At 72.8% G+C, this 22948-nt stretch carries 18 protein-coding genes; 10 read left to right on the top strand and 8 right to left on the bottom strand.

What is annotated here, in order from left to right; all coding sequences use genetic code 11:
* The first annotated feature begins 108 nt into the window (after positions 1-108).
* Entirely contained in the window at positions 109-1608 is a 1500-nt protein-coding gene (guaB, locus tag ABD901_RS14555) for an IMP dehydrogenase (RefSeq protein WP_380137902.1), read from the top strand.
* 36 nt (positions 1609-1644) lie between these two features.
* Complete coding sequence (locus ABD901_RS14550; protein WP_345126191.1) at positions 1645-2763, top strand: GuaB3 family IMP dehydrogenase-related protein; 1119 nt, start codon at positions 1645-1647, stop codon at positions 2761-2763.
* Positions 2764-3129: 366 nt separating this feature from the next.
* Here the strand turns inward: ABD901_RS14550 and ABD901_RS14545 are convergent, their stop codons facing one another.
* On the bottom strand, positions 3130-3549 hold the full coding sequence (locus ABD901_RS14545) for a roadblock/LC7 domain-containing protein (RefSeq protein WP_425556692.1): 420 nt from the start codon (positions 3547-3549) through the stop codon (positions 3130-3132).
* On the bottom strand, positions 3546-6647 hold the full coding sequence (locus ABD901_RS14540) for a sensor histidine kinase (RefSeq protein WP_345126188.1): 3102 nt from the start codon (positions 6645-6647) through the stop codon (positions 3546-3548). The genes ABD901_RS14545 and ABD901_RS14540 overlap by 4 nt, the downstream gene beginning before the upstream one ends.
* Positions 6648-6849: 202 nt before the next feature.
* Here ABD901_RS14540 and ABD901_RS14535 point away from each other — a divergent pair, with 202 nt between their 5' ends.
* Positions 6850-8106: an ABC transporter substrate-binding protein gene (locus tag ABD901_RS14535; protein WP_345126184.1), complete on the top strand. Its 1257-nt coding sequence runs from the start codon at positions 6850-6852 to the stop codon at positions 8104-8106.
* A gap of 16 nt (positions 8107-8122) precedes the next feature.
* Here ABD901_RS14535 and ABD901_RS14530 read toward each other — a convergent pair whose 3' ends face one another.
* Positions 8123-9373 (bottom strand): hypothetical protein, encoded by a 1251-nt coding sequence (locus tag ABD901_RS14530; protein ID WP_345126182.1) that lies wholly within the window; start codon positions 9371-9373, stop codon positions 8123-8125.
* A gap of 92 nt (positions 9374-9465) precedes the next feature.
* Here ABD901_RS14530 and ABD901_RS14525 point away from each other — a divergent pair, with 92 nt between their 5' ends.
* From ABD901_RS14525 to ABD901_RS14505, 5 genes are all read left to right on the top strand, one after another.
* Positions 9466-11124 carry an FAD-dependent oxidoreductase gene (locus ABD901_RS14525; RefSeq protein ID WP_345126180.1) on the top strand — a complete coding sequence of 553 codons (1659 nt, stop codon included), beginning with the start codon at positions 9466-9468 and terminating at the stop codon, positions 11122-11124.
* Positions 11121-12674 (top strand): glutamine-hydrolyzing GMP synthase, encoded by a 1554-nt coding sequence (guaA, locus tag ABD901_RS14520; protein WP_345126177.1) that lies wholly within the window; start codon positions 11121-11123, stop codon positions 12672-12674. The genes ABD901_RS14525 and guaA overlap by 4 nt, the downstream gene beginning before the upstream one ends.
* A gap of 61 nt (positions 12675-12735) precedes the next feature.
* Positions 12736-13671, top strand: a complete 936-nt coding sequence (locus ABD901_RS14515) for an NUDIX domain-containing protein (protein WP_345126174.1) — start codon at positions 12736-12738, stop codon at positions 13669-13671.
* 5 nt (positions 13672-13676) lie between these two features.
* Positions 13677-14414 (top strand): NUDIX hydrolase, encoded by a 738-nt coding sequence (locus tag ABD901_RS14510; protein ID WP_345126171.1) that lies wholly within the window; start codon positions 13677-13679, stop codon positions 14412-14414.
* 291 nt (positions 14415-14705) lie between these two features.
* Positions 14706-15677, top strand: a complete 972-nt coding sequence (locus tag ABD901_RS14505; RefSeq protein WP_345126951.1) for a CDP-alcohol phosphatidyltransferase family protein — start codon at positions 14706-14708, stop codon at positions 15675-15677.
* 143 nt (positions 15678-15820) lie between these two features.
* Here the strand turns inward: ABD901_RS14505 and ABD901_RS14500 are convergent, their stop codons facing one another.
* From ABD901_RS14500 to ABD901_RS14490, 3 genes are all read right to left on the bottom strand, one after another.
* Complete coding sequence (locus tag ABD901_RS14500; protein WP_345126168.1) at positions 15821-17074, bottom strand: phosphatidylserine decarboxylase; 1254 nt, start codon at positions 17072-17074, stop codon at positions 15821-15823.
* A 94-nt stretch (positions 17075-17168) separates the two neighbouring features.
* A complete protein-coding gene (locus ABD901_RS14495; RefSeq protein ID WP_345126163.1) occupies positions 17169-17423 on the bottom strand; it encodes a hypothetical protein in 255 nt (84 codons plus the stop codon).
* Positions 17420-19300 carry a PspC domain-containing protein gene (locus ABD901_RS14490; RefSeq protein ID WP_345126161.1) on the bottom strand — a complete coding sequence of 627 codons (1881 nt, stop codon included), beginning with the start codon at positions 19298-19300 and terminating at the stop codon, positions 17420-17422. Before ABD901_RS14490 ends, ABD901_RS14495 begins: the two co-directional genes overlap by 4 nt.
* A gap of 158 nt (positions 19301-19458) precedes the next feature.
* Between ABD901_RS14490 and ABD901_RS14485 the strand changes: the two genes are divergently transcribed.
* Positions 19459-20733, top strand: a complete 1275-nt coding sequence (locus ABD901_RS14485; RefSeq protein WP_345126159.1) for a PspC domain-containing protein — start codon at positions 19459-19461, stop codon at positions 20731-20733.
* Complete coding sequence (locus ABD901_RS14480) at positions 20730-21386, top strand: response regulator (RefSeq protein WP_345126156.1); 657 nt, start codon at positions 20730-20732, stop codon at positions 21384-21386. The genes ABD901_RS14485 and ABD901_RS14480 overlap by 4 nt, the downstream gene beginning before the upstream one ends.
* Positions 21387-21556: 170 nt before the next feature.
* Here ABD901_RS14480 and ABD901_RS14475 read toward each other — a convergent pair whose 3' ends face one another.
* Positions 21557-22285, bottom strand: a complete 729-nt coding sequence (locus ABD901_RS14475; protein WP_345126153.1) for a PIG-L deacetylase family protein — start codon at positions 22283-22285, stop codon at positions 21557-21559.
* A gap of 179 nt (positions 22286-22464) precedes the next feature.
* Entirely contained in the window at positions 22465-22737 is a 273-nt protein-coding gene (locus tag ABD901_RS14470; RefSeq protein ID WP_345126150.1) for a chorismate mutase, read from the bottom strand.
* Between the last annotated feature and the right edge of the window lie 211 nt (positions 22738-22948).

Here is a 22948-nt window from a genome sequence, read left to right as displayed (position 1 = left end):
CCCAATCAGCCTCGGTGTGGGCCCGGGCACGGCTCTGCCATGGCGGACGGGTGTACTGCCGGGGCGGAAGTACGATGAGACGCACCCGCCGGACGACCGAGAGCTGGGATGCGCTTCATGGATTTCTCGCGACCTGACGTGCTGCCTTTGGGCCTGACCTTCGACGACGTGCTGCTCCTGCCGGGCGAGTCGGACGTTGTGCCCAGTGGCGTGGACACCTCGAGCCGGGTCACCCGCAACATCACCCTGCGGATACCGCTGGTGTCCAGCGCGATGGACACGGTGACCGAGGCCCGGATGGCGATCGCCATGGCGCGCCAGGGTGGCATCGGCACGCTGCACCGCAACCTGTCGATCGACGACCAGGCGCAGCAGGTCGACCTGGTCAAGCGGTCGGAGGCCGGCATGGTCACCAACCCGGTGACCTGCTCGCCCGACGACACGCTGCGCGAGGTCGACGTGCTGTGCGGGCGGTTCCGCATCTCCGGCGTGCCGGTGACCGACGCCGACGGCCAGCTCGTGGGCATCGTCACCAACCGCGACATGCGCTTCGTGTCCGACCCGATGACCCGCGTGCGCGACATCATGACCGTCGCGCCGCTGATCACCGCCCGGGTCGGCGTGAGCAAGGACGAGGCGCTCGCCCTGCTGCGCAAGCACAAGGTGGAGAAGCTGCCGATCGTCGACGACTCGGGCAAGCTGCGCGGCCTGATCACCGTGAAGGACTTCTCCAAGAGCGAGAAGTTCCCGCACGCGACCAAGGACGAGGCGGGGCGCCTGCGCGTGGCCGCCGCGGTCGGCGTCGGCGACGACGCCTACAAGCGGGCCCGCACGCTCATCGACGCCGGCCTGGACATCGTGATGGTGGACACCGCCCACGGGCACAATCGCCAGGTGGTCGAGATGGTCACGCGGCTGAAGGCCGAGACGTCGGTCGACGTCGTCGGCGGCAACGTGGCCACCTACGAGGGCGCCAAGGCCCTCGCCGAGGCGGGCGCCGACGCGGTCAAGGTCGGCGTCGGGCCGGGCTCGATCTGCACCACCCGCGTCGTCGCCGGCGTCGGCGTGCCGCAGATCACCGCGATCATGGAGGCCGCCCGCGCCTGCCGCCCGCTCGGCGTGCCGGTCATCGCCGACGGCGGCATGCAGTATTCCGGCGACATCGCCAAGGGCATCGTGGCCGGCGCCAGCACCGTGATGCTGGGCAGCCTGCTGGCCGGGTGCGAGGAGAGCCCCGGCGACCTGATCTTCATCAACGGCAAGCAGTACAAGGCGTATCGCGGCATGGGCTCCCTCGGCGCGATGCAGTCCCGCGGCCAGGCGCGCTCCTACTCCAAGGACCGCTACTTCCAGGACGACGTGCTCTCCGACGACAAGCTGGTCCCCGAGGGCATCGAGGGCCAGGTGCCCTACCGCGGCCCTCTCTCCGCGGTGGCGCACCAGCTCATCGGCGGCCTGCGCTCCGGTATGGGCTTCGTCGGCGCCGGCACCGTCGCCGACATGCACGAGCGCGGCCGGCTCATCCGGATCACCGCGGCGGGGCTCAAGGAGAGCCACCCGCACGACATCCAGATGACCGTCGAGGCACCCAACTACCATTCGCGCTGACGGTGGCGCCCACCCCGAGTGCAACAGGAGCTGACAATGCGTGATGTGGTCGAGATCGGGCACAGCAAGAGCGCCCGGCGTGGCTACCACCTGGACGACATCGCGATCGTCCCGACGCGCCGCACGCGCGACGTCGACGACGTTTCGACGAACTGGCAGCTCGACGCCTATCCGTTCAAGATCCCGTGCGTCGCACACCCGTCCGACGCCACCATGAGCCCGGCCACCGCGGTCGCGCTGGGCAAGCTCGGCGGCCTGGGCGTGCTCAACGTCGAGGGCCTCTGGACGCGGTACGCCGACCCGACCAAGATCCTGGAGGAGCTGGCCGGCCTCGATGACGAGGCCCCCGCCACCCAGCGCCTGCAGGAGGTCTACGCCGAGCCGATCAAGCCCGAGCTGATCGGCGAGCGGGTCAAGGAGATCCGCGACGGCGGCGTCACGGTCGCGGTGCGCGTCTCGCCCCAGCACACGCTGGCGCTCGCCCCGGTGATCCTCGACGCGGGCGTCGACCTCCTGGTCATCCAGGGCACGCTCGTCTCCGCCGAGCACGTCTCGACGACCGACGAGCCGCTCAACCTCAAGGAGTTCATCGCCGACCTCGACCTGCCGGTCATCGTCGGCGGCTGCACCAACTACCAGACCGCGCTGCACCTCATGCGCACCGGCGCCGCCGGCGTCATCGTGGGCATCGGCGCCGACGAGTGGTCGACCACCGACCGCGTCCTGGGCATTCGCGTCCCGATGGCGACCGCGATCGCCGACGCCGCCGACGCGCGCCGCGACTACCTGGACGAGACCGGTGGGCGGTATGTCCACATCATCGCCGACGGCAACATCCAGACGTCCGGCGACATCGCGAAGGCGCTGGGCTGCGGCGCCGACGCCGTCATGGTCGGCGAGCCGCTGTCGCGCAGCGAGACCGCGCCGGCCGGCGGCGCCTGGTGGCACTCGGCGGCGAGCCACCCGAAGCTGCCCCGGGGCTCCTTCGGGGCGGCCGAGCCGTCGCTGGGCAGCCTGGAGAAGGTCCTCTACGGCCCGTCCGAGGACCCCGACGGCGCGCTCAACCTCTTCGGCGGGCTGCGCCGGGCGATGGCCAAGTGCGGGTATCGCGACCTGAAGGAGTTCCAGAAGGTCGGCCTGATCCTGGACAAGTAGGACGCGAACGACAAGCTAGGACGCGAATGACTTGCTAGGACGTGCACGATCAGAAGGCCCGGGCGCGCTGCCCGGGCCTTCTTCGTGCCTATCGGCGACCGTCCTGACGCAAACGCCGGCCGGCCGCCGGGCGACGCGTTCCGCCCGCGTCCGACGTCAGCGGTTTGACGCAACGCCGGCCAGCCGCTGGGCGACGCGCTCGGACCGCGTCCGACGTCAGCGGCGCGCACGGCGCCAGCCGGTGGCGGCGTCGGCCGGTGGCGGCGTCGGCCGGTGGCGGCGTCGGCCGGTGGCGGCGTCGGCCGGTGGCGGCGTCGGCCGGTGGCGGCGTCGGCCGGTGGCGGCGTCGGCCGGCGGGCCGTGGTGTCAGCGGGGGAGCGCCTGCTGCAGCTCGGCGCGCAGCGCGGGGGTCAGCATCTCGCCCGCCTGCTTAGCCAGCCGGGCCATCTCGTATCCGACCACGCCGATGTCGGCCTCCCGGCCGGCCAGCGTCGCCAGGATCGACCCGTCGCGGATCGACATGACCAGGAAGAAGCCCTGTCCCATCTCGACCACGGTCTGCTTGACCTCGTCGCCGTCGAAGATCCGCGCGGCGCCGCTGGTGACGCTCACCAGGCCGGACGTGACCGCGGCGAGCTGATCGGCGCTGTCGCGGGGCAGGTGGTCGGAGACGGCCACCAGCAGGCCGTCGGAGGAGACCACCACAGCATGGGCAATGCCGGGCACCCGCTCGGTGAACGCGTTGATCAGCCAGCTCAGGTCCCGTGCTTGTTGGCTCAGGGTCACGCCGTGCTCCCTCGATGTTCGTTGATCGGCACCGTGGGCACCTCGTCCTCGTTCGCGGCTCGGTGCACGCCACTGTAGAACCGGGTGAGCATGCTGCCCACGCTAGCCGGATCCGGTTCCGCGTGGGTGACCGTGATCGGCTGCGTCGGCTCGGGCGTCGCGGGCACCTGGCCCGTCGGATCGCCCGGCAGCTGGGCCTGCGGGACCCGGATTGGCAGCCCGGCGCTGCTGGTGCCGGCCGTGACCGGCTGGCGCTGCACCGGGATCGCCGGGGCCGGCGCGGGCGCGTCGCCGCCACCGCCGCGGGACCACCAGCGGGTGCCCTTCGCCGCGGGCGCTGGCGCGCCGTTGCCGCGCGCTGCTGCGCCCAGGATGTCCTCGGAGCGGGTCGGACCGCGCCGCGCGGCGGCCGGGCCGCCGTTCGTCGCCCGGTTCGCCGGCGGCGTCGAGGCCGGCGCGGCGGACACGGGCTGAGCCGACGCGGGCGCCGCCGAGACGGGCGCCGCGGACACCGGCGCCGCCGAGACGGGCTGGGCCGAGACCGGCGCCGCCGAAACCGGCTGCGCCGAGACAGGCTGCGCCGAGACGGGCGCCGCGGACACGGGCTGAGCCGACACGGGCGCCGCGGAGACAGGCGCCGCGGACACCGGCGCCGCCGAGACGGGCGCCGCCGAGACGGGTGCTCCGGATACCGGCTGCGCCGAGATAGGGGCGGCGGAGACGGGCGCCCCGGAAACCGGCGCCTCGCCGGGCCCGGCCTCGTCGGGCTGCTGCTCCTCGGCGTCGCGGGACGCCACCGGCCAGGTGGTGGTCGCGGACGGGACGCCCGGCACCGGCGGCGCCGCGACCGCGGGCACGCCGGAGACCGGCCGCGCCACGTCCACGTCCGGCGCCGCGCCGTTGCCGTTGCCGTTGGCCTCGGCGGCGAGGCGGCCCGGCAGCGCCGGGAGCACTGCGGTCGGCGCGTCGGCCGGCGCCGGGCCGGCGGGCGCCTGCGAGCTGCCGCCGTCGACCGGGATCGGCAGGCGGGCGGTGCCGGCGAGGCGGCTGGCGGCGTTGCCGTAGAGGCCGACGCCCTCCGGCGGGGCGGCCAGCAGCCGGGCCGGCAGCGTCACGTACGCGGTGACCCCGTCGTCGGTCGCGGTGAGCCGCACGGAGACGCCGTGCCGGTCGGCGAGGTGACCGACCACGACGAGGCCCATCCGCTCGGACGCGGCGACGTCGATGGCGATCGGGCTGGAGACGCGCTCGTTCGCCTCGACGAGGCCGGACTCGGTCATGCCGATGCCCTTGTCCTCGATGACGATCGTCGCCTCGCGGGCCTGCTGTGCCGGCCAGCCCGTGACCGTGACCACCGTGTCCGGCGGGGAGAACGTGGTCGCGTTCTCCAGCAGCTCGGCGAACAGGTGCACGATGTCGGACACGGCGTGGCCCACGACGTAGATGTCGTTGGACACGTCGTGGCGGATTCGGGCGTACTGCTCGATCTCGGCCATCGCCGCGAGCATCACCGCGGACAGCGAGACCGGCTGCGCCCACCGGCGCGTGGCCTCGCTGCCGGCGAGGACCAGCAGGTTCTCGTCGTTGCGGCGCATGCGCGTGGCCAGGTGGTCCAGCCGGAACAGGTTGGCCAGCTGGTCCGGGTCGGTCTCGGCCGACTCCAGCTGGTCCAGCAGCTGCAACTGGCGCTCGACGAGCGTCTGCGAGCGGCGGGCCAGGTTGACGAACATCGAGTTGACGTTGCGCCGCATGACCGCCTGCTCGACGGCCAGGCTGACCGCGCTGCGGTGCACGGCGGTGAAGGCGTCCGCCACCTCGCCGATCTCGTCGGAGGAGCGGACCCTCGTCGTCGTGTCGACCGTGACGGTCTCGCCGCGCGGCAGCGTGCGCAGCCGCTGGATCGCCTCGGGCAGGCGGTGCTGGGCCACGTCGAGCGCCTGCGCCCGCAGCTGGCGCAGCGAGCGGGCCATCGACCGGCCGATCAGCCAGGACAGCAGCAGGGCCAGCAGCATGACCAGCACGATCGCCGAGGTGGCGACGATCGCGTTGGTGCGCTGGGTGGCGCTGCGGTCGCCGGCGCCCTTGATGGCGTCCTCCAGCATCTCCTTCTCGATGCTGCGCAGGTAGTCCAGCTCCTGGGTGCTGGCGCGCCACCAGTCCTCGGCGGAGAGGTTGACGGCGGCGCCGCGGGCCCGCGAGATGATGTCCTGCTGCAGGCGGGCGACGGTGGAGACCGCCGACTGGCGCAGGTTGCGGTCGTAGAGCGCGATGTGCCGCGGGCTCGCCGAGGCGCGGAACCGCTCGACGGCCGCGACCTGCCGCGCCTGGATCTCCGAGAACGTCTCGAAGTCGTCGGGCGCGAACTTGCCGGCGCTGGCCGCGGCGAAGATCCGCCCGCGCAGCTGGTCCTTGAGCTCCTTGGCCTGCGCGAGGTCCATGAGCGAGGAGACCTCGGCGACCGACTGGGAGTCGCCGCCGATGTCCGGGCGGTCCGGCACCAGGTCGAACAGGTGCTGGATCGTCACGGAGTACTGGTCGAAGACCGCCTCCTCGCGCAGCCAGCGCGACTTCACCCCGGCCCGCACGAGGGCCAGGTCCTGGAAGTCGGCGGTGACGCGGTTCTGGGTCTGGTTGAACACCGGGTTGCTCAGCAGCGGGCGGGCCTGGGTGGAGAAGGCCTGCAGGGCGGCGTCGGTCGCGGCGTAGCTGGCGGCGAGCTCCTCGGCCGCCGAATTCGGGCCGGCCGTCGCGGCGGCCGTGTTCGACTTGGCGAGAACTCCGGCCGTTCGGTCCCTTTCCAGCTGCAACTGGTAGATGAGATCGGTCAGTTGGCGGCCGACCTTGACCCCTTGGGCGAACTGATCCAGCTTCGTCGCGTCCTGTACTGATAAGTTGATCTGCACGCCGGCGATGACCAGGAAGGCCACGGCGGGCAGCACGAGCACGGCCGCGAGCTTCGTGGGCACGCGCCAGTCGCGCACCCGGAACAGCGATGCGCTGCGCCGCGGCGGCTCCCCCGGCCGCCTGCGGCGATGGCTGTTCACCTTCATCACGACGGCGGGAGCCCTCGTGGAAGGCGGCGAAGCGAAGGTCTGCACCCCTTCACACCTTTCGCATGCGTCATCGCGCTGCCTGAGCAGCGTGCGGCCCTTATCAAACCAGGGTTGCGAGCGCTGTCCAACCGCGTCATAGTGGCGCAGGTCACAATACTCGAAGCCGGACACTGGGGTTGCTACGCATAGACCAGAGAGGAAGGATACGGCCGTCCGACCTCCCGCGCGCCGCAAGGAGTCATTCGCCGTGCTCAACCGGGGCTTCCGGCCCGCAGCCACCGCTCTGGTGCTGGCATCGGCGTTGCTCATGTCGGCCTGCACCGGCGGCGACAAGCCCGCCGCGACCACGCCGGCAACCGTGGCGATCGGGCTGCTGGTGCCGACGAGCGGCGCCAACGCCCAGATCGGCCAGCAGGCCACGCTGGGCGCGAGGCTCGCGATCGAGCTGGTCAACCGCGACGTGCCGGCCCAGCCGCTGCCCCTGCCGCTCGGCCCCGGCGCTGGCCTGCGCAACGGCACCAAGCTGACGCTCATCAGCGGCAACACCGAGAGCGCGCCGGAGAAGGTCGACAAGGAGGCCAACCGGCTCGTCCACGACGGCGCGGCCGGCCTGATCGTGGCCGACACGATCGACGTGGCGCTGACGACCGGCCGGGTCACCGACTTCCTCGGCATCGCACTGGTCGACGCTATGAGCACCTCCGACACGTTCGGCGAGCTCAACCGCGTCGGGCACTTCCGGATCCAGCCGAGCGACCGGCGGATGGTCAGCGCGGCGCTCGACATGCTCTACCGGCAGCGCGACACCGACCGGTTCCGGCGGATCGTCACCGCCGCCGGCACGCCGTCCGGCCCGCTCGGCGACGAGGCCACGAGCCTCAAGAACTCGATCGAGGACCTCAGCCAGGCCGCCGGCTACGCCGTGGCCGGCAAGGACCACGTCGTGCCGCTGTCGGGCGCCGACGCGGGGGAGCCCGGCAACCTGGTCGGCAAGGAAGACGCGGTGCTCGCGATCGTGACCAGCGCCGCCGAGGCGAGCGCGGCCAACGACCTCGCGGTCCGGCTCAAGGGCACTGCACCGGTCATCGCGATCGGGCCGGCCGTCACGGCGCTGGACCAGGTGAAGAACCCGACCGCGCTGCGGGTGTCCGGCTGGTCCAACGAGTTCGCCGCGCGCAACCCGATCGCGCAGGTCATCGGGGCGATGTACGAGCAGGCGTTCCACACCAAGCTGACCGAGGTCGCGGCCGACGCGTTCATGGCCACGCTCGTCATGGCGATGGCGATGGACCAGTCGACCGACTACTCCAAGCAGTCGGTGCGCAACGCGGTACAGGCGCTGACGCTGCCGGTCACGCAGACGATCATGCCGTGGAACGGCGTGCGCTTCGACGGCAACGGCGTCAACCAGCTCGCGGCGGGCGTCGTCGAGCAGCGCTCGCAGAACGGGTACCTGATCGTGCAGCCGGCGGAGCTCGCGACGAACTCGAGCCTGAGCCTCTAGCCCAGGTGCGCCGTAGCTAACCCAGGTGCGCCCGCAGCGCCGCCGGGTCGCTGCGCACGAGCTCGTTGAGGTCGATCACGCCGTCCGGGCCGGCCAGGCGCCGAGGCAGCAGCGGGTGCTCGCGCTTCCAGCCCTGGCGCAGCAGCGCGTACTCCACCACGACCGCCAGCAGCGCCGCTCCCATCCAGGGCGGCGCCTCGGCGTCCTCGTCACCGTCCGGCGGCAGCCCCCGCCGGGCCCGCTCCACGTCGACGGGCCGGCGCAGCAGCGTGCCGGCCAGCTCGTCGCGCCCGTCCGGCGCCCGGCCCAGCACGGCGTTGACGGCCTCCACGTACTGCCGGGCCCGCCGCTCGACGTCGGGCAGGTAGGCCTCGACCGGCAGCTCGGCCAGGCGCACCCAGGGCTTGTCCGGCCCCTGCACCGCGGCCGGCAGCGCCTCGGCGGCCAGTGCCCGCCAGGCGGCCGCCCCCAGCTCGTCGAGGGCGACGGCGTCCGGGTCGAGCGCGACCAGCGGCCCGGAGGCCGGCGAGCGCAGCTCCTCGGCGAGGCCGGGATGCTCGGCGGCGAGCTCCTCGCGCAGGGCGGTGACGTCGTGCGCCGGCGCGCCCCAGCGGGCCAGCCGCAGCCGCCAGCCGTCGTGCAGGTCCTCGGCCCGGATCGGCCCGGCGGTGGGCAGCGAGCCGGTCGCGAACGCCGACATCGTGCCGGAGGCGAGCGGCGCGGCGGCGAAGGCGGTGAAGGACCGCTCGATCGCCGCGGCGCGCAGCAGGGCGCCGGCCGCGTCCTCGACCGCGGAGAGCCCGCCGCCGGCCGCGGTGATGGCCGCGGCGTCCCGGACCTGTTTGGCCTCGGCCAGCAGCCCGTCGGTGGCGGCCAGCAGCCGGGCGTGGCGGGTGGCGGCCTTCTCCGAGGCGGGTTTGCGCAGCCGGGCGTTGAGCAGGCCGCGGACCAGCTCGGGGTGGCGCGAGGGCGGCAGCGCGAGCTGGTGGGTGATCAGCACCCGCAGCTGGTCGGCGGACAGGCCCCAGGCCAGGGGCAGTCCGACGACGAGCGCGCCGCCGGCGAGGCGGAGCGTGGCGGCGCCGCCCAGGTGCACCGAATGCGGCGGCGGGACATCGGCGAACTTCAGCGCGTCGAGGACCAGCGAATGCAGCGCCGCGTGATGGCCGGCATCGACGCTCGGAAGGGCGGGGGGCGACGCCGCGGCCGGGCTGCCCAGCAGCCGGCGGCCACGCCAGACGGCCAGCCCGCCGGGAAGTCTCGCCATAGTTGACCAGTCTGCCGCAAGAACCCAGGCGAAAGAACCGGGGCGAAACCGAAGGGTCTTCCGCATAAGTTACTCGTGAGTCACTATGGGGCGTGCGCTACGACGTTGTGGTGATCGGCTCCGGCTTCGGCGGCAGCGTGAGCGCGTTGCGCCTGGCCGAGAAGGGGTACTCGGTCGCGGTCCTCGAGGCCGGTCGGCGCTTCGCCGACGACGAGTTCCCGAAGACCTCCTGGGACGCGCGGCGCTTCCTGTGGGCGCCGGCGCTGGGCTGCTACGGCATCCAGCGCATCACCATGCTGCGCAACGTGCTCGTGCTGGCCGGGGCCGGCGTCGGGGGCGGTTCGCTGGTGTACGCCAACACGCTGTACCGCCCGATGCAGCCCTTCTACGACGACCCGCAGTGGCGGGGCATCACCGACTGGCGGGCCGAGCTCGAGCCGTTCTACGACCAGGCCGAGCGGATGCTGGGCGTGGCCACCTACGCCCGCACCACCAGCGCCGACCGCGCGTTCCGGGCGGTCGCGGAGCGGATGGGCGTCGGCGACACCTTTCACGCCACGCCGGTCGGCGTCTACTTCGGCGAGTCCGGCGTCGACCCCTACTTCGGCGGCGCCGGCCCGGCGCGCCGGTCCTGCGAGCACTGCGGCGCCTGCATGACCGGCTGCCGCATCGGCGCCAAGAACACGCTGGTCAAGAACTACCTGTACCTCGCCGAGCGCCTCGGCGCCGAGGTCATCCCGCTCACGACGGTCACGGCGGTGCGCCCGGCCGAGGGCGGCGGCTACGTCGTACAGACCCGCGGGACCGGCCGCCGCGGCCGCCGTCGGACCTTCGAGGCCGGCCAGGTCGTCTTCGCCGCCGGTGCGCTGGGCACTCAGCGGCTGCTGCACCGCATGCGCGCCGACGGCGTCCTGCCCGGCCTCTCGCCGCGCCTGGGCACCCTCACCCGCACCAACTCGGAGTCCATCGTCGGGGCCCGCTCCCTGCGCAAGGGCACCGACTTCACCGACGGCGTCGCGATCACCAGCTCGTTCCACCCGGACGCGAACACGCACATCGAGCCGGTCCGCTACGGGCCGGGCTCCAACGCGATGGGCCTGCTGCAGACGGTGCTGACCGACGGCGGGCCGTGGCGGCCGCTGCGTTGGCTCGGCGCGTTCCTCCGCCATCCGCTCAAGCACGTGCGGGTGCTCTCGGTGCACCGCTGGTCGCACAAGACGGTGATCGCGCTCGTCATGCAGTCGCTGGACAACTCGCTCGACGTGCAGTACCGCCGCTCATGGACCGGCCGCCGCCGGCTGACCACGCGGCAGGGCCACGGCGAGCCCAGCCCGGCGTGGATCCCGGCCGGCAACGAGGCGGTCCGCCTGCTGGCCGAGGAGATCGGCGGGCTGCCCGGCGGCAGCTGGTCGGAGGTGTTCAACATCCCGGTGACCGCGCACATCCTCGGCGGCGCCGCGATCGGGGACAGCGCGGCGAACGGGGTCGTCGACGCGTACCACCGTGTCTTCGGCCACCCGGGGCTGCACGTGGTCGACGGCGCGGCCGTCTCGGCCAACCTGGGTGTCAACCCCTCGCTGACGATCACCGCGCAGGCCGAGCGGGCGATGTCGATGTGGCCCAACAAGGGCGAGGCCGATCCGCGCCCGGACCTGGGCGCGCCCTACGCCCCCGTGGCGCCGATAGCTCCGTCACGTCCGGCGGTCCCGGCGGAGGCCCCGGCCGCGCTCCGACTAGGCTTTTCGACATGACCACGCCGCCGCCGGTTCTCGTCGTCGACTTCGGCGCGCAGTATGCGCAGCTGATCGCCCGCCGCGTGCGCGAGGCACACGTCTACTCCGAGATCGTGCCCAGCTCGATGCCGGTCTCCGACATGCTGGCCAAACGCCCTGCCGCGATCATCCTCTCCGGCGGGCCGTCGTCGGTCTACGAGGCCGGCGCGCCCCAGGTCGACCCGGGCCTGTTCGGCGCCGGCGTGCCGGTCTTTGGCATCTGCTACGGCTTCCAGGCGATGGCCGTCGCCCTGGCCGGCGAGGCCAGCCACACCGGGCAGCGCGAGTTCGGCGGCACCCCGATCACCGTGGCCGCAGGCGGTGGCGTGCTGCTGCGCGACCTGCCGGCCGAGCAGTCGGTGTGGATGAGCCATGGCGACTGCGTCACCGCGGCGCCCGCCGGCTTCGTCGTCACCGCCGCCTCGCCGGGCGCGCCGGTCGCCGCCTTCGAGGACACCGGACGCCGCCTGGCCGGCGTGCAGTTCCACCCCGAGGTCGCGCACACGCCGCACGGCCAGGAGGTGCTGCGCCGCTTCCTCTACGACATCGCCGGCATCGAGCCGACCTGGACCTCGAACAACATCATCGAGGAGCAGGTCGAGGCGGTCCGCGCGCGCGTCGGCAGCAAGCGGGTGCTCTGCGCGCTGTCCGGCGGCGTGGACTCCGCGGTCGCCGCGGCGCTCGTCCACCGGGCCGTCGGCGACCAGCTGACCTGTGTCTTCGTCGACCACGGGCTGCTGCGCGCGGGCGAGGCCGAGCAGGTCGAGAAGGACTACGTCGCCGCGACCGGCATCAACCTCAAGGTCGTCGACGCCTCCGAGCAGTTCCTCGGTGCGCTGGCCGGCGTGACCGACCCGGAGCAGAAGCGCAAGATCGTCGGGCGCGAGTTCATCCGCGTCTTCGAGCGCGCCGCGCGCGAGATCGACGCCGAGGGGCACGTGGAATACCTCGTGCAGGGCACCCTCTACCCGGACGTCGTCGAGTCCGGCGGCGGCACCGGCACCGCCAACATCAAGTCGCACCACAACGTCGGCGGCCTCCCCGACGACCTGCAGTTCGAGTTGGTCGAGCCGCTGCGGACGCTGTTCAAGGACGAGGTACGTCAGATCGGCGCCGCCCTCGGCCTGCCCGAGGAGATCGTCATGCGCCACCCCTTCCCGGGGCCGGGGCTGTCGATCCGCATCATCGGCGCCGTCGACGAGGAGCGGCTGGCCATCCTGCGCGCCGCCGACCTCATCGCCCGCGAGGAGCTCACCGCGGCCGGGCTGGACCGCAGTGTCTGGCAGTTCCCGGTGGTGCTGCTCGCCGACGTGCGCAGCGTCGGGGTGCAGGGCGACGGGCGCACCTACGGTCACCCGATCGTGCTGCGGCCGGTGTCCAGCGACGACGCGATGACCGCCGACTGGTCGCGGCTGCCGCACGAGCTGATCGCGAAGATTTCGACCCGGATAACCAACGAGGTCCGCGAGATCAACCGCGTGGTCGTGGACGTTACGTCGAAGCCGCCGGGCACTATTGAATGGGAGTGAATCTCCTTTCAGGTGCGCCCTTCCCTTGCACCTGGTCGGAAAAGCCGGAAAATTTATCGACGTGACTCCTGCGTTACAGCCGCTGCGGCGCATCGCGGCCTACTGCGTGTGCGCCGACGGCGACACCTTCCTGCTGGTCCGGGCCTCGACGAAGTCGGGGACGCCCGGCGTCTGGTCGCTGCCCGGCGGCGCCGTCGACCACGGTGAGAACCCGGTCGACACCGTCGTGCGGGAGACCGCGGCCGAGACCGGCCTGTCCGTCGCCGTGGTGAAGCTGCGCGACGTGCTCGCCGACATGCGGGCGCTGGCGGCGCGCGGGCTCACCATCCACACCGACCGGCTGATCTACGAGGTCTCCGTGCGCGGCGGCGCATTGCGCGACCGCGTAGGCCAGCCCACCGACCTCGCCCGCTGGGTCACGCTCGAGGAGGCCCAGGCGCTGCCGCTGCGCCGGTTCACCGCCGACGCGCTCGGCCTGCCCGACGCCGCGGCCGACGTCCGCCCCGACGGCGTGCCCGAGGTCCCTTCCTTCTATGCCGTGCCCGGCCCCGACGGGCTGCACCGCGCGCAGCGCTTCGCCGCATACGCCGTGTGCACCGACCGGCGCAGCCGGGTGCTGCTCACCCGCATCGCCGACGGGTATCCGGGCGGCGGCTGCTGGCACCTGCCCGGCGGCGGCACGGACTTCGGCGAGCAGCCCGGCGTGGCGCTCATCCGCGAGCTCGTCGAGGAGACCGGCCAGGAGGGCAGGATCGTCGAGCTGCTCGGCGTGGCCAGCCACCGCGACGCGGCCCAGCTCGGCCCCGAGGGCTACCCGATCGACTGGCACGGCGTGCGCGCCTTCTACCGCGTCCACGTGGCGCGCTCCAGCCGCCCGACCATCCACGACGTCGGCGGCTCGACCGCCGAGGCGCGCTGGTTCGACCCGGACGAGCTGGGCGAGCTGCCATTGACCGAGGTGACCGAGGAGGCGCTGCGCGGCGTCGGCCTACGCTGATCGCCATGACGCAGACACGGGTGATCACCGTCTACGGCCGGCTGCCCGGCGCGACCGACGAGATCGGCGGGCCGATCCGGCACGGGGAAAACCCCGCCTCCGCGGTGGTCCGGCTGTTCCGGGAGGGCGCCGGGCTTCCGGTGGCGGTTTCGTCGGTACGCGAAGTGCGCGCCCTGATCGCCCCCAGCCTCCACGAGGACCGAGTCGTCTACGACGTGGTGCCCGCGGCCGGGAAGGTGTCGCCGGCCACCGAGCCGGCGGCGGGCGTCGCGGCGGGCGCGGCCGAGGAGTCGCAGCTGCCGAAGGGGCAGCGCTTCGCCGCATACGGGCTCGCCACCGACCCGGCCGGCCGGGTGCTGCTGACCGAGATCGCCCGCGGCTTCCCCGGCGCCGGGCGCTGGCACCTGCCGGGTGGCGGCACGGACGTCGGCGAGCAGCCGGCCGACGCGCTGCTGCGCGAGCTGTACGAGGAGACCGGCCAGCGGGGCGAGATCGTCGAGCTGCTCGGGGTGACACATCGGCGCAGCCTCGGGCTCGTGGGCCCGGAGGGGTACCCGATGAACTGGCACGCCGTCCGGGCGCTCTACCGGGTGCTCGTGCCCGAGCCGTCGGCACCCAGCGTGACGGAGGCCGTCGGCGGGTCGACCGCCAGCGCGGCCTGGTTCGACCCCGCGGACGTGGCGGGTATGGCCACGACCGAGGTGGTGCAATGGGCCCTCTCACTGCCCGCGACGGGGGAGTGACCGGCCTCGCTAAAATGGACTAGAGGTTAACGAAAAACTACACTGAGTAGTTCGGTGGCTCGCCTTAGATGGCGGTTTCCTTTCTGAGGCATCGCCAACCGCGATCTGATATGGGATCGTGTAGATCGCGAGACGGTCTCGCGAAACGGACACCAAGGGTCAGAAGACCCCGAAAACGCGACCGTGGGAACCTTGTTCCTGCATGGAGGATCAGTGCCGAGCACACCTTGGCAGCGACGACGCACCACGGACAGCCCGCGCCCCGGAGGGGGCCGGCAATGGGCAGGACGGCTGCGGCGTAGCGGCTCGCTCGCCCGCCAGGTGCTCTTCGCCGGACGCGCCGGCCGCCGGGGTGACGGCAATGTCGCCGGCGCGACCTCGCTGCTGGTGCCCCCCGCCGAGACCGACACCCGCACCGGCAAGGTCCGGCTGCCGCGGCTGCGGATGCGCCGCCGTGACGGACTGTCACGGGATCTGGCCGCCGAGGCCATGTCGATCGCCCCGGTCAGCCCGGCCGTCGCCGGCCACGCCGGAGGGGTCCGCGAGGAGGAGCCGGCGCCGCTGGCCATCCCGCTGCTGCCCGGCGAGCGCACCGTCGCCCGCCGGATCCGCTTCGGGCTGGTGAACGCCTGCACGCTGAGCAGCCTGATGCTGGGCCTGTCGGCGATCTTCATCGCCGTCAACCACGGCGACGTGCGGCTCGCGGCCTCCCTGCTGATCGCCTGCGTCGTCTTCGACGGCCTCGACGGCTTCCTGGCCCGCCGCCTGGGCGTCGCCAGCCCGTTCGGCGCCCAGATGGACTCGCTCGCCGACATGTGCTCGTTCGGCCTGGCCGCGCCGGTCGTGGTGTACGCCTGGCTCAACGGCTCGGCGCCGGCCGCCCTGCTCGTGCCGGCCTGCGCCCTCGTCGCCGCCGCCGCGGCGATCCGGCTCGCCCGGTTCAACGTCTCGCCGAAGGACGGCCGCTTCTTCTGCGGCGTGCCGACCACGATGTGCGCGGCGGTGCTGGCCCTGGGCACGCTGATCGCGCCGGAGATGCCGCCCGTGCTGCGGGTGGCCGGGGTGGCGCTGCTCGGCCTCGCGATGGTCTCGAGCTTCCCCTACGCCAAGCTCGCCCGGCTGGTGAAGTTGCCGCCGTGGCTGCTGGTGCTGCCGCTGGTCGGCGCGCTGGTCGACTTCCGGGTCACGTTCGTCGTGGTCGTGCTGGCCTACCTGGTCAGCGGCCCGCTGATCTGGCTGCGCCAGCGCAACAAGCACGCCTGACGCTTCGCACGGCAAAGGGCCCCCACCGCGACGCGGTGGGGGCCCTTTCGTGTCTCTGAACGCGGACGCCGCGGGCCCGGGAGTCACGGACCGCGCCCACGGCGGACGTCGCGGTAGCTCGGATCTTGAAAGGTTTGGTCTGGCTAGTTCCAGGTGGCGATGACCGTCTGGCCGCCGACGACCCGGTCCCCCGGCGCCACGGCCGGCGTGGCCTTGTCGGCCGGCAGGTACACGTCGGTGCGCGAGCCGAACCGGATCAGCCCGAACCGCTCGCCCTTGGCCAGCAGCGAGCCGATCGGGGCGCGCTGCACGATCCGCCGGGCGATCAGCCCGGTGCGCTGCACGACCGCGACCGGGCCGTGCGCGGTCTCCAGCAGCGTGTAGGCCGCTACGTTGTGCTCGGCCTCCGGCTTCATCGCGGCCGCATACCCGCCGTCCTCGACGAAGTAGTCGACGACCTTGCCGGCCACCGGGGCCCGGTTGACGTGCACGTCGAGCACCGACAGGAACACCGCGACGCGCAGGAACTCCATGTCGCCGAAGCGCTTGTCGTGCATCCGCTCCACGCCGAGCACCTTGCCGTCGCTCGCGGCCACCACGGCCCGCGGGTCCTCCGGCACGTCGCGCTGCGGGTCGCGGAAGAACAACGCCACCGGGGCGGCGGCCAGCGCCGGGACGAGCCACAGCTTCGACTTCGGCCGGGCCGCCTTCGCCAGCGCCGCCAGGCCGAGCGCGATGCCGGCCGCGGCCACGCCGTTGGAGTCGATGTTCATGCCGCGGGTCAGCGGGACGCTGGAGGGCCGCAGGGCGGGTAGCAGGTTGGCCGCCGTGCCGTGGTCGGCCGGGGTGTGGCGCAGCCGGTGGATGCGCACCGGCGGCACGTTGCGCAGGACCAGGTCGCTGCCGACGCCGTAGAGGGCGGCCTGCCGCTCGACCTCGTCGGCCGCGCCGCTGGGCATCCGGGTGGCCGGCACGACCACGGTCAGCACGCCGCCGGCGGTGACGAGCTTGGCGAGGCCGGCAAGGACCTCGCGGGCGTCCTCGGCGCTGCCGGTGAGGGCCTCGGCCTGGATCACCACATCGGCCGGTTCGGCGGCGTCGACCGACTCGAGCACCTGGGTGCGCTCGGCGACCCAGCGACCCTGCCGCTCCACGTGCTCGCGCAGGGCGGCCGCGGCGCCGGGCCCGGCGCCGATCACGGTGAGCCGGTCGTCGGGCAGCAGCGCGTCGATCGCCGCGGCCAGGGCGGCCGAGCCGGCGGAGGCGCCGATCACCAGGCCGGTCTTGGGGCCACCGTGCCGGGCGAGCTCGGAGGCGAGAACCCGGGCGGCTCGGTCACCGATCTGGATCGGGCGCCGCGATGCGCCGGACGGGCCGCCAACGGGAAACTGGGTCATCTTCGAAGGGCTCCTCGGGAAAGAGACGGAAACAGGCCGCTGGCCGGCGGGGAACACGGTCCCCGCCGGCCAGCATATTCCGTGGCGCGATCGGTCAGTCGGCGTCCAGGTCGTAGTCGTAGGGATCCGAGTTCTTCGCCGCCTGCGCCGCCTTGCCGCGCTCGGACGACTTGTCCGAGCGCAGGGCCCCGAGCAGGCCGAGCCCCCCGAACAGGATCAGCCCGACGGCCACGATCCAGCCGGCGTTGAGGTGCACCGAGACGGCCTGGTTGAACAGCCAGACCACCACGATTCCCAGAAAGATCAGGCCGAACGTCAGCGAGACGCCGTCCAGACGGTGTGGCTTCATCGGGTCACCTTCACATTGCCCCATTGCAGGTCCAGGTCCAGGTGCAGCTTGCCGCCGCCCGGGCCGTCGGTGCCATAGTCCGTGTACGAGCTGGTCTGGCGGAAACCGCTGCAGTCGTTGCCGAACACCTTGCAGTCGCCGCCCTGGATGTGCACGTTGACCGTCACGTCCACCTTCTCCGGCACCGTGACCTCGATGTTGCCGGCGCCGGCCCGGAACGCCACCGACACCTCCTGGTCGACGAAGTCGATCTGCGTCAGGTCGGCGTTGATGTTGCCGAAGTCGGTGTCGTAGCGCGGGGCCAGGGAGTTCACCGAGGTCGGAATGATGTTGATGTTATCGGTGCGGTGCGGCACGGGCGCGCTCGCCGCGGTCGCGATCGCCAGCGCGATGCTCAGCAGGGCGCCGAGCAGGATCAGCACCCGCGCCCGGCCGAGCCACGCGCCCGTGATCAGGCCGAGGGCGGTGATGGCCAGCGGTACGGCGAAATAGGTGCTCGCCTTGAAGTCGGCCACGGTGACCTCGAGCGCGGCCAGGATCCCCAGCGAGATCACGATCAGCGACAACGTGATCCGGCCCAGCTTCGAGCGCTCCTTGGGCGGCTTCGGCTTCGGCGACATCGGCGCGAGCCCCGGGTAGGGCGAGACCGGGACACCGGGGGGCATGCCGAGGCTCGCCGCGTAGGGGCTGTTGCTCACGTAGGGCCCGTGCGGCGCGAACGGCGGCCGGTAGCCCGGTCCGGCGCCGGGCATCGGCGGCATCGGCGGCATCGGCGGCAGCGGCGGGATCGGCGCTGCCGGCGGGAGGGGAGCCGCCTTCGGCTCGGGCGGTGCCACCGGGAACGCCTGGGCCGACGTCGCCTCCGCGGGGGCGTTCTCCGCGGTCGTGCCGCTCACCGCCGGGGTGCCGAACTGCATCGGCCCGAACGACGGAGACCCGAACGAGGGCGGCCCGAACGCGCGCGGCGCGGTCTGCTGCGCCTCGAAGGGCGCGGCACCGTACGGCGCGCCGGCGGTCGCGTACGGCCCCGCCTGCGGCGGGTTGGGCACCGCGGGCGGCACGTACGGCCCGGCCGGCGGCTGTTGCTGCTGCTGGTTGCCCTGCCCGCGCACGACGAGCGCGACCACGCCGACCACGACCAGCAGCCCGACCACGGCGGCGCCGAAGTTCTGCGACATGACCAGCAGGAACGCGAGCACCGCGCCGACGCCGATGACGATCGCCAGCGGTGCGGACGTGGTCGAACGGCCGCGGCCGAGCAGCGCCTCCAGCGGGGAGCCGGTGTCGCCCTCGGCGGGCAGCAGGAGCCAGCCGAGCAGGTACGCGACGATGCTCACGCCGCCGGCCAGCGTCAGGACTGCGAAGATGACGCGCCAGAGCGTGGGGTCGGTGTTGGTGGCCCGGCCGATGGCCGCACAGACGCCCGCCACATAGCGGCCCTGCTGCGGCCGGACGAGCATGTTCCGGTTGAACCCGGCCCGGAAGGGCGGCGGGTTGCCGAAAGGCGGCGGGTTGCCGAAGGGCGGCTGGTTGCCGTACGGCGGGGGCATTGCTCCCGGCGGCGGCGTGCCCCCGGGCGGCGGGGGCTGATCGGTCGGGGGTGCCTCGGCCGTCTTCGGCGCCTCGGGCTCGTCGGCCGGCCAGTTGGACAGGTCGTCCGTGCTGGCCGTGCCGGTCGTGTAGTCGGCCTCGAGGCGCGGAGCGTCGTCGCTGCCCGATTCGGGTTGTTCGGACTTTTCGGCCTTGGCGGGGAGTTCGGCCGTGGTGCCGGAGTCTTGCGAAATGTCCGCGTTCTTCGTGGGGCTTTCGTCGCCGGCGCCGGACCGTGCCGCGGCGGCGTCGGCGGCCGGCTCGTCGGCGGCAGGCGGGTTCGTCATGCCTCCAATGCTCGCGGACCCGCGCGCGAGTCGCCTCCGGCATCGACCCTGACGCCACCCTGATTCTGCGGCTCCGGGGCGTTCGGAGTGGTCCAGCCGTCGCCATTCGTGTGACGATCTGAGGTACCGAATTCGGAACTTTCGCAGAAACGAGCCCAATGAGCAGCCCAGTCCCCGCCCGCCGCCTCTACCGCGAGCCCGCAGATCGGGTCGTCGGGGGCGTCGCGGCCGGCATCGCCGCCCACGTGGGCGCGTCGGTGCTGCTGGTGCGGGTGGCGTTCGTGGTGCTCATCGCGTTCAACGGGATCGGCGCGCTGCTCTACGCCGCCTTCTGGGCGGTCCTGCCCGCACAGCCGCACGGCCGCCCGGGCGGGCGCAACGTCAGCCAGTTCTTCGCGTTCCTCGCGCTCGCCGTCGGCGTCGTGATCCTGCGCGTGATGCTCGAGCCCGACGACAAGAACGGCGGCGTCAGCTCCGTCGTCGGCTGGCTCGCCGCGCTCATCGCGCTCGGCGCCGGCATCATCTGGCACCAGGCCGACCCGCGCCGCCGTCCGCAGGGCTCCGCGATCGTGCCCGGCATGCCGTGGCTGGGCGCGGTCATGGACAACAACCGCAAGTCGTACCTCGTGCGCTTCGTCGGCGGCGGCCTGCTGGTCATCGCCGGGATCATCGGCGTGTTCGTGGTCGGCGTCGTGCCCCTGCGCGGCGTGCCGTTCTCCTCGATCGGCTACGGCCTCGCCTTCGCCGCCGTGGCCCTCGCCGGCGTCGGCCTGGCGCTGGCGCCGCTGCTGTACCGCATGTTCACCCAGCTCAGCGCCGAGCGCGAGGCCCGGGTGCGCGAACAGGAGCGCGCCGAGCTGGCCGCCATGATCCACGACCAGGTGCTGCACACACTGGCGCTGATCCAGCGCAACGCGGGCGACGTCAAGGAGGTCCAGCGCCTGGCCCGCGGCCAGGAGCGGACGCTGCGTAACTGGCTGTACAAGCCGACCGCCTCGCCGATGGAGAAGTTCAGCGCGGCGCTGGAGGAGGCGTCGGCCGAGGTCGAGGACACGTTCGCGGTCGCCGTCGAGACGGTGGTCGTCGGCGACGTGGACGTCGACGAGAAGGTCGGCGCGATCGTCGCCGCCGCCCGCGAGGCCCTGGTCAACGCGGCCAAGCACGCGAAGGTGCAGACGATCTCGCTGTACGCCGAGGTCGAACCCGACTGCGTCAGCGTCTTCGTCCGCGACCGCGGCGCCGGCTTCGACCTCGCCGCGGTGGACGACGACCGCCACGGCGTGCGCGGCTCGATCATCCTGCGCATGCAGCGGCACGGTGGTAAGGCCGAGATTCGCAGTACCACCGGCGAGGGCACCGAGGTGCGCCTCAGCATGCCGATCGACGCCGAGGCCCGTCGGCGCAAGAGCGCGAGTGAAAGCGGAGAGCGATGAGCACCGAAGAGACCCAGCGGCTGCGCGTATTCCTGGTCGACGACCACGCGATGTTCCGCGCCGGCGTCCGTGCCGAGCTAGGCCTGCACGTCGACGTCGTCGGTGAGGCGAGCGCGGTGGCCGAGGCGGTGCAGAAGATCTCCGCGCTGGAGCCCGACGTCGTGCTCCTCGACGTCCACATGCCCGACGGCGGCGGCCGCGCCGTCCTCGAGGCGATGCGCCGCTCCCACCCGCACGTGCGCTTCCTCGCCCTGTCGGTCTCCGACGCCGCCGAGGACGTGATCGGCCTGATCCGCGCCGGCGCCCGCGGCTACGTCACCAAGACGATCTCCCCGGACGAGCTGGCCCAGGCGATCCGTCGCGTGGCCGACGGCGACGCCGTCTTCAGCCCGCGCCTGGCCGGCTTCGTCCTGGACGCTTTCGCGGCCCGCCCGGACGCCCCGGTCGCCGACCCGGAGCTGGACCAGCTGACGAACCGCGAGCGCGAGGTCCTGCGCCTGCTGGCCCGCGGCTACGCGTACAAGGAGATCGCGAAGGAACTGTTCATCTCGATCAAAACGGTCGAAACGCACGTCTCGAACGTCCTGCGCAAGCTCCAGATGTCGAACCGGTACGAGCTCTCCCGCTGGGCCGCGGACCGCCGCTTGGTGTGACGGTCCGGTTCCGCTGGGTGATCGCTACAAGATCCGCTTTTTTGCCGGATGGTAAGGTTGTTGATGTAATCGGCCGGCAACCGACACCGCGACCCGTGTTCGCTCGGAGCGGGCGATCCGGACGTGCGCATACGGCGGTCAAGTGGTCGCGTCCGTGCGGGCGTGGGACGTCAGGCGGTCCGGAACACCGAGTAGCCCTCGGCGAGCCGTCCATCCGGCAGCCCGCCGGCCCTCGCGACCATCGCGTGCCGCTCGCGGAGCATCTCCTCGAAGCCGTCCAGGTGCGACGTCTGCGACTCGTGCGCCCGCAGCGCCGCGACCTTGCGGGCAAAGACGTCGGTGACGTCGACGAGGTGGTCGGGGTTCGGGCCCCCGCTGTACCAGATCTCGCGGACGGTCCACGCGTCCAGCCCGATGTCGGTGAACGTGAACGGGTTGCGCGCGTCGGGGTAGACGGCGCAGGTGGTGGCCTCGCCCGCGGCCAGGTGGTCCGGGTGGCTCGGGCCGGCCAGGCGGTCCCAGCGGCGCAGGGGCGAGCTGGTCAGGACCCGGTCGGGGCGGAAACGGCGGATCGCCGCGGTGATGTCGCGGCGCAGCGCGATCGTCGGCTCCAGGACGCCGTCGCGGTACCCCTCCAGGAACTCCACCTGCTTCACGCCCACGGCGGCCGCGGCCGCGCGCTGCTCGGCCTCGCGCAGCAGGGGCATCTGCTCGCGGGGCGTGTCGTCGAAGCCGCCGGCGTCGCCCCTGGTCACGAGGGTGTACGCGACCTCGAGGCCGGCGTCGACCCAGGTCGCGACCGTGCCGGCCGAGCCGAAGTCGACGTCGTCGGGGTGCGCGAACACGCAGAGCACGCGCTGGACGTCGGTCAGCGGGGCGGCCGATGGAGGAAAGGTCATGTTCCTATTTGTACCGCCCGGCGCGCCAAAGCACGCCGGCCCTCGCCCGTTGGGCGCCGTGGCCGCGGGGGCTGTAGCGGCACGAGCACCGAAAGTAAGTCGACAGTCACAGTAAGTCGTGTGCCTTCGATCGGCGCAGGCCGTCGGCGGCCGAGAAGCATGCGGCCGGGGAGCGCACCCTACAGAGGGCCGCGACCCGCGCGCAGGATCAGCAGCGCGAGCTGCGTGCCGTCCGCACCGAGCTCCGAGCTGAAGCGCTCCAGGATCTCGCGCTCGCGCGACAGCACTAGGCGGGTGCCGCCGGCGGCCACACGGGTCTTGCCGACCTCCTGCGAGATCGACGCACGCTCCTTCCAGAGCGCGACGATTGCCGCGTCGATCTCGTCGATGCGGTTGCGAAGACCGGCGATGTGCTCGTCGGGCGTGGTCTGTTCCATGGTGACGGCGGCCATCTCTCTTCGTTCCTCTTCGGTCGGGTCGGCTCCGGCCCCCGGGAACGCGAACGCCCCGGGCTCGGAGCCCGGGGCGTCGGTAGGTTCAGCGATCAGGCGCGACCTACGGCTGCCGGACTCCGGTAGCCGTAAAAAAAGTAGTAGCGCACCCGCTCGATCACGTAGCCGAGTATGGCACGCGCCCCCGCGGAGCGGAAAGAGCTTCCGGAAG

The sequence above is a fragment of the Dactylosporangium darangshiense genome, from assembly GCF_039537565.1.
GTDB classification, from domain to species: domain Bacteria; phylum Actinomycetota; class Actinomycetes; order Mycobacteriales; family Micromonosporaceae; genus Dactylosporangium; species Dactylosporangium darangshiense.
Note: the sequence above shows the minus strand (reverse complement) of the source record. Positions and strands in the feature narration are given on the sequence as shown.

Excerpts from the sequence above, each read along its gene's own strand:
- guaB (WP_380137902.1), top strand. The coding sequence starts at position 109 with ATGCGCTTCATGGATTTCTCGCGACCTGACGTGCTGCCTTTGGGCCTG.
- ABD901_RS14550 (WP_345126191.1), top strand. The coding sequence starts at position 1,645 with ATGCGTGATGTGGTCGAGATCGGGCACAGCAAGAGCGCCCGGCGTGGC.
- ABD901_RS14530 (WP_345126182.1), bottom strand. The coding sequence starts at position 9,373 with ATGGCGAGACTTCCCGGCGGGCTGGCCGTCTGGCGTGGCCGCCGGCTG.
- guaA (WP_345126177.1), top strand. The coding sequence starts at position 11,121 with ATGACCACGCCGCCGCCGGTTCTCGTCGTCGACTTCGGCGCGCAGTAT.
- ABD901_RS14510 (WP_345126171.1), top strand. The coding sequence starts at position 13,677 with ATGACGCAGACACGGGTGATCACCGTCTACGGCCGGCTGCCCGGCGCG.
- ABD901_RS14500 (WP_345126168.1), bottom strand. The coding sequence starts at position 17,074 with ATGACCCAGTTTCCCGTTGGCGGCCCGTCCGGCGCATCGCGGCGCCCG.
- ABD901_RS14495 (WP_345126163.1), bottom strand. The coding sequence starts at position 17,423 with ATGAAGCCACACCGTCTGGACGGCGTCTCGCTGACGTTCGGCCTGATC.
- ABD901_RS14490 (WP_345126161.1), bottom strand. The coding sequence starts at position 19,300 with ATGACGAACCCGCCTGCCGCCGACGAGCCGGCCGCCGACGCCGCCGCG.
- ABD901_RS14485 (WP_345126159.1), top strand. The coding sequence starts at position 19,459 with ATGAGCAGCCCAGTCCCCGCCCGCCGCCTCTACCGCGAGCCCGCAGAT.
- ABD901_RS14480 (WP_345126156.1), top strand. The coding sequence starts at position 20,730 with ATGAGCACCGAAGAGACCCAGCGGCTGCGCGTATTCCTGGTCGACGAC.
- ABD901_RS14475 (WP_345126153.1), bottom strand. The coding sequence starts at position 22,285 with ATGACCTTTCCTCCATCGGCCGCCCCGCTGACCGACGTCCAGCGCGTG.
- ABD901_RS14470 (WP_345126150.1), bottom strand. The coding sequence starts at position 22,737 with ATGGCCGCCGTCACCATGGAACAGACCACGCCCGACGAGCACATCGCC.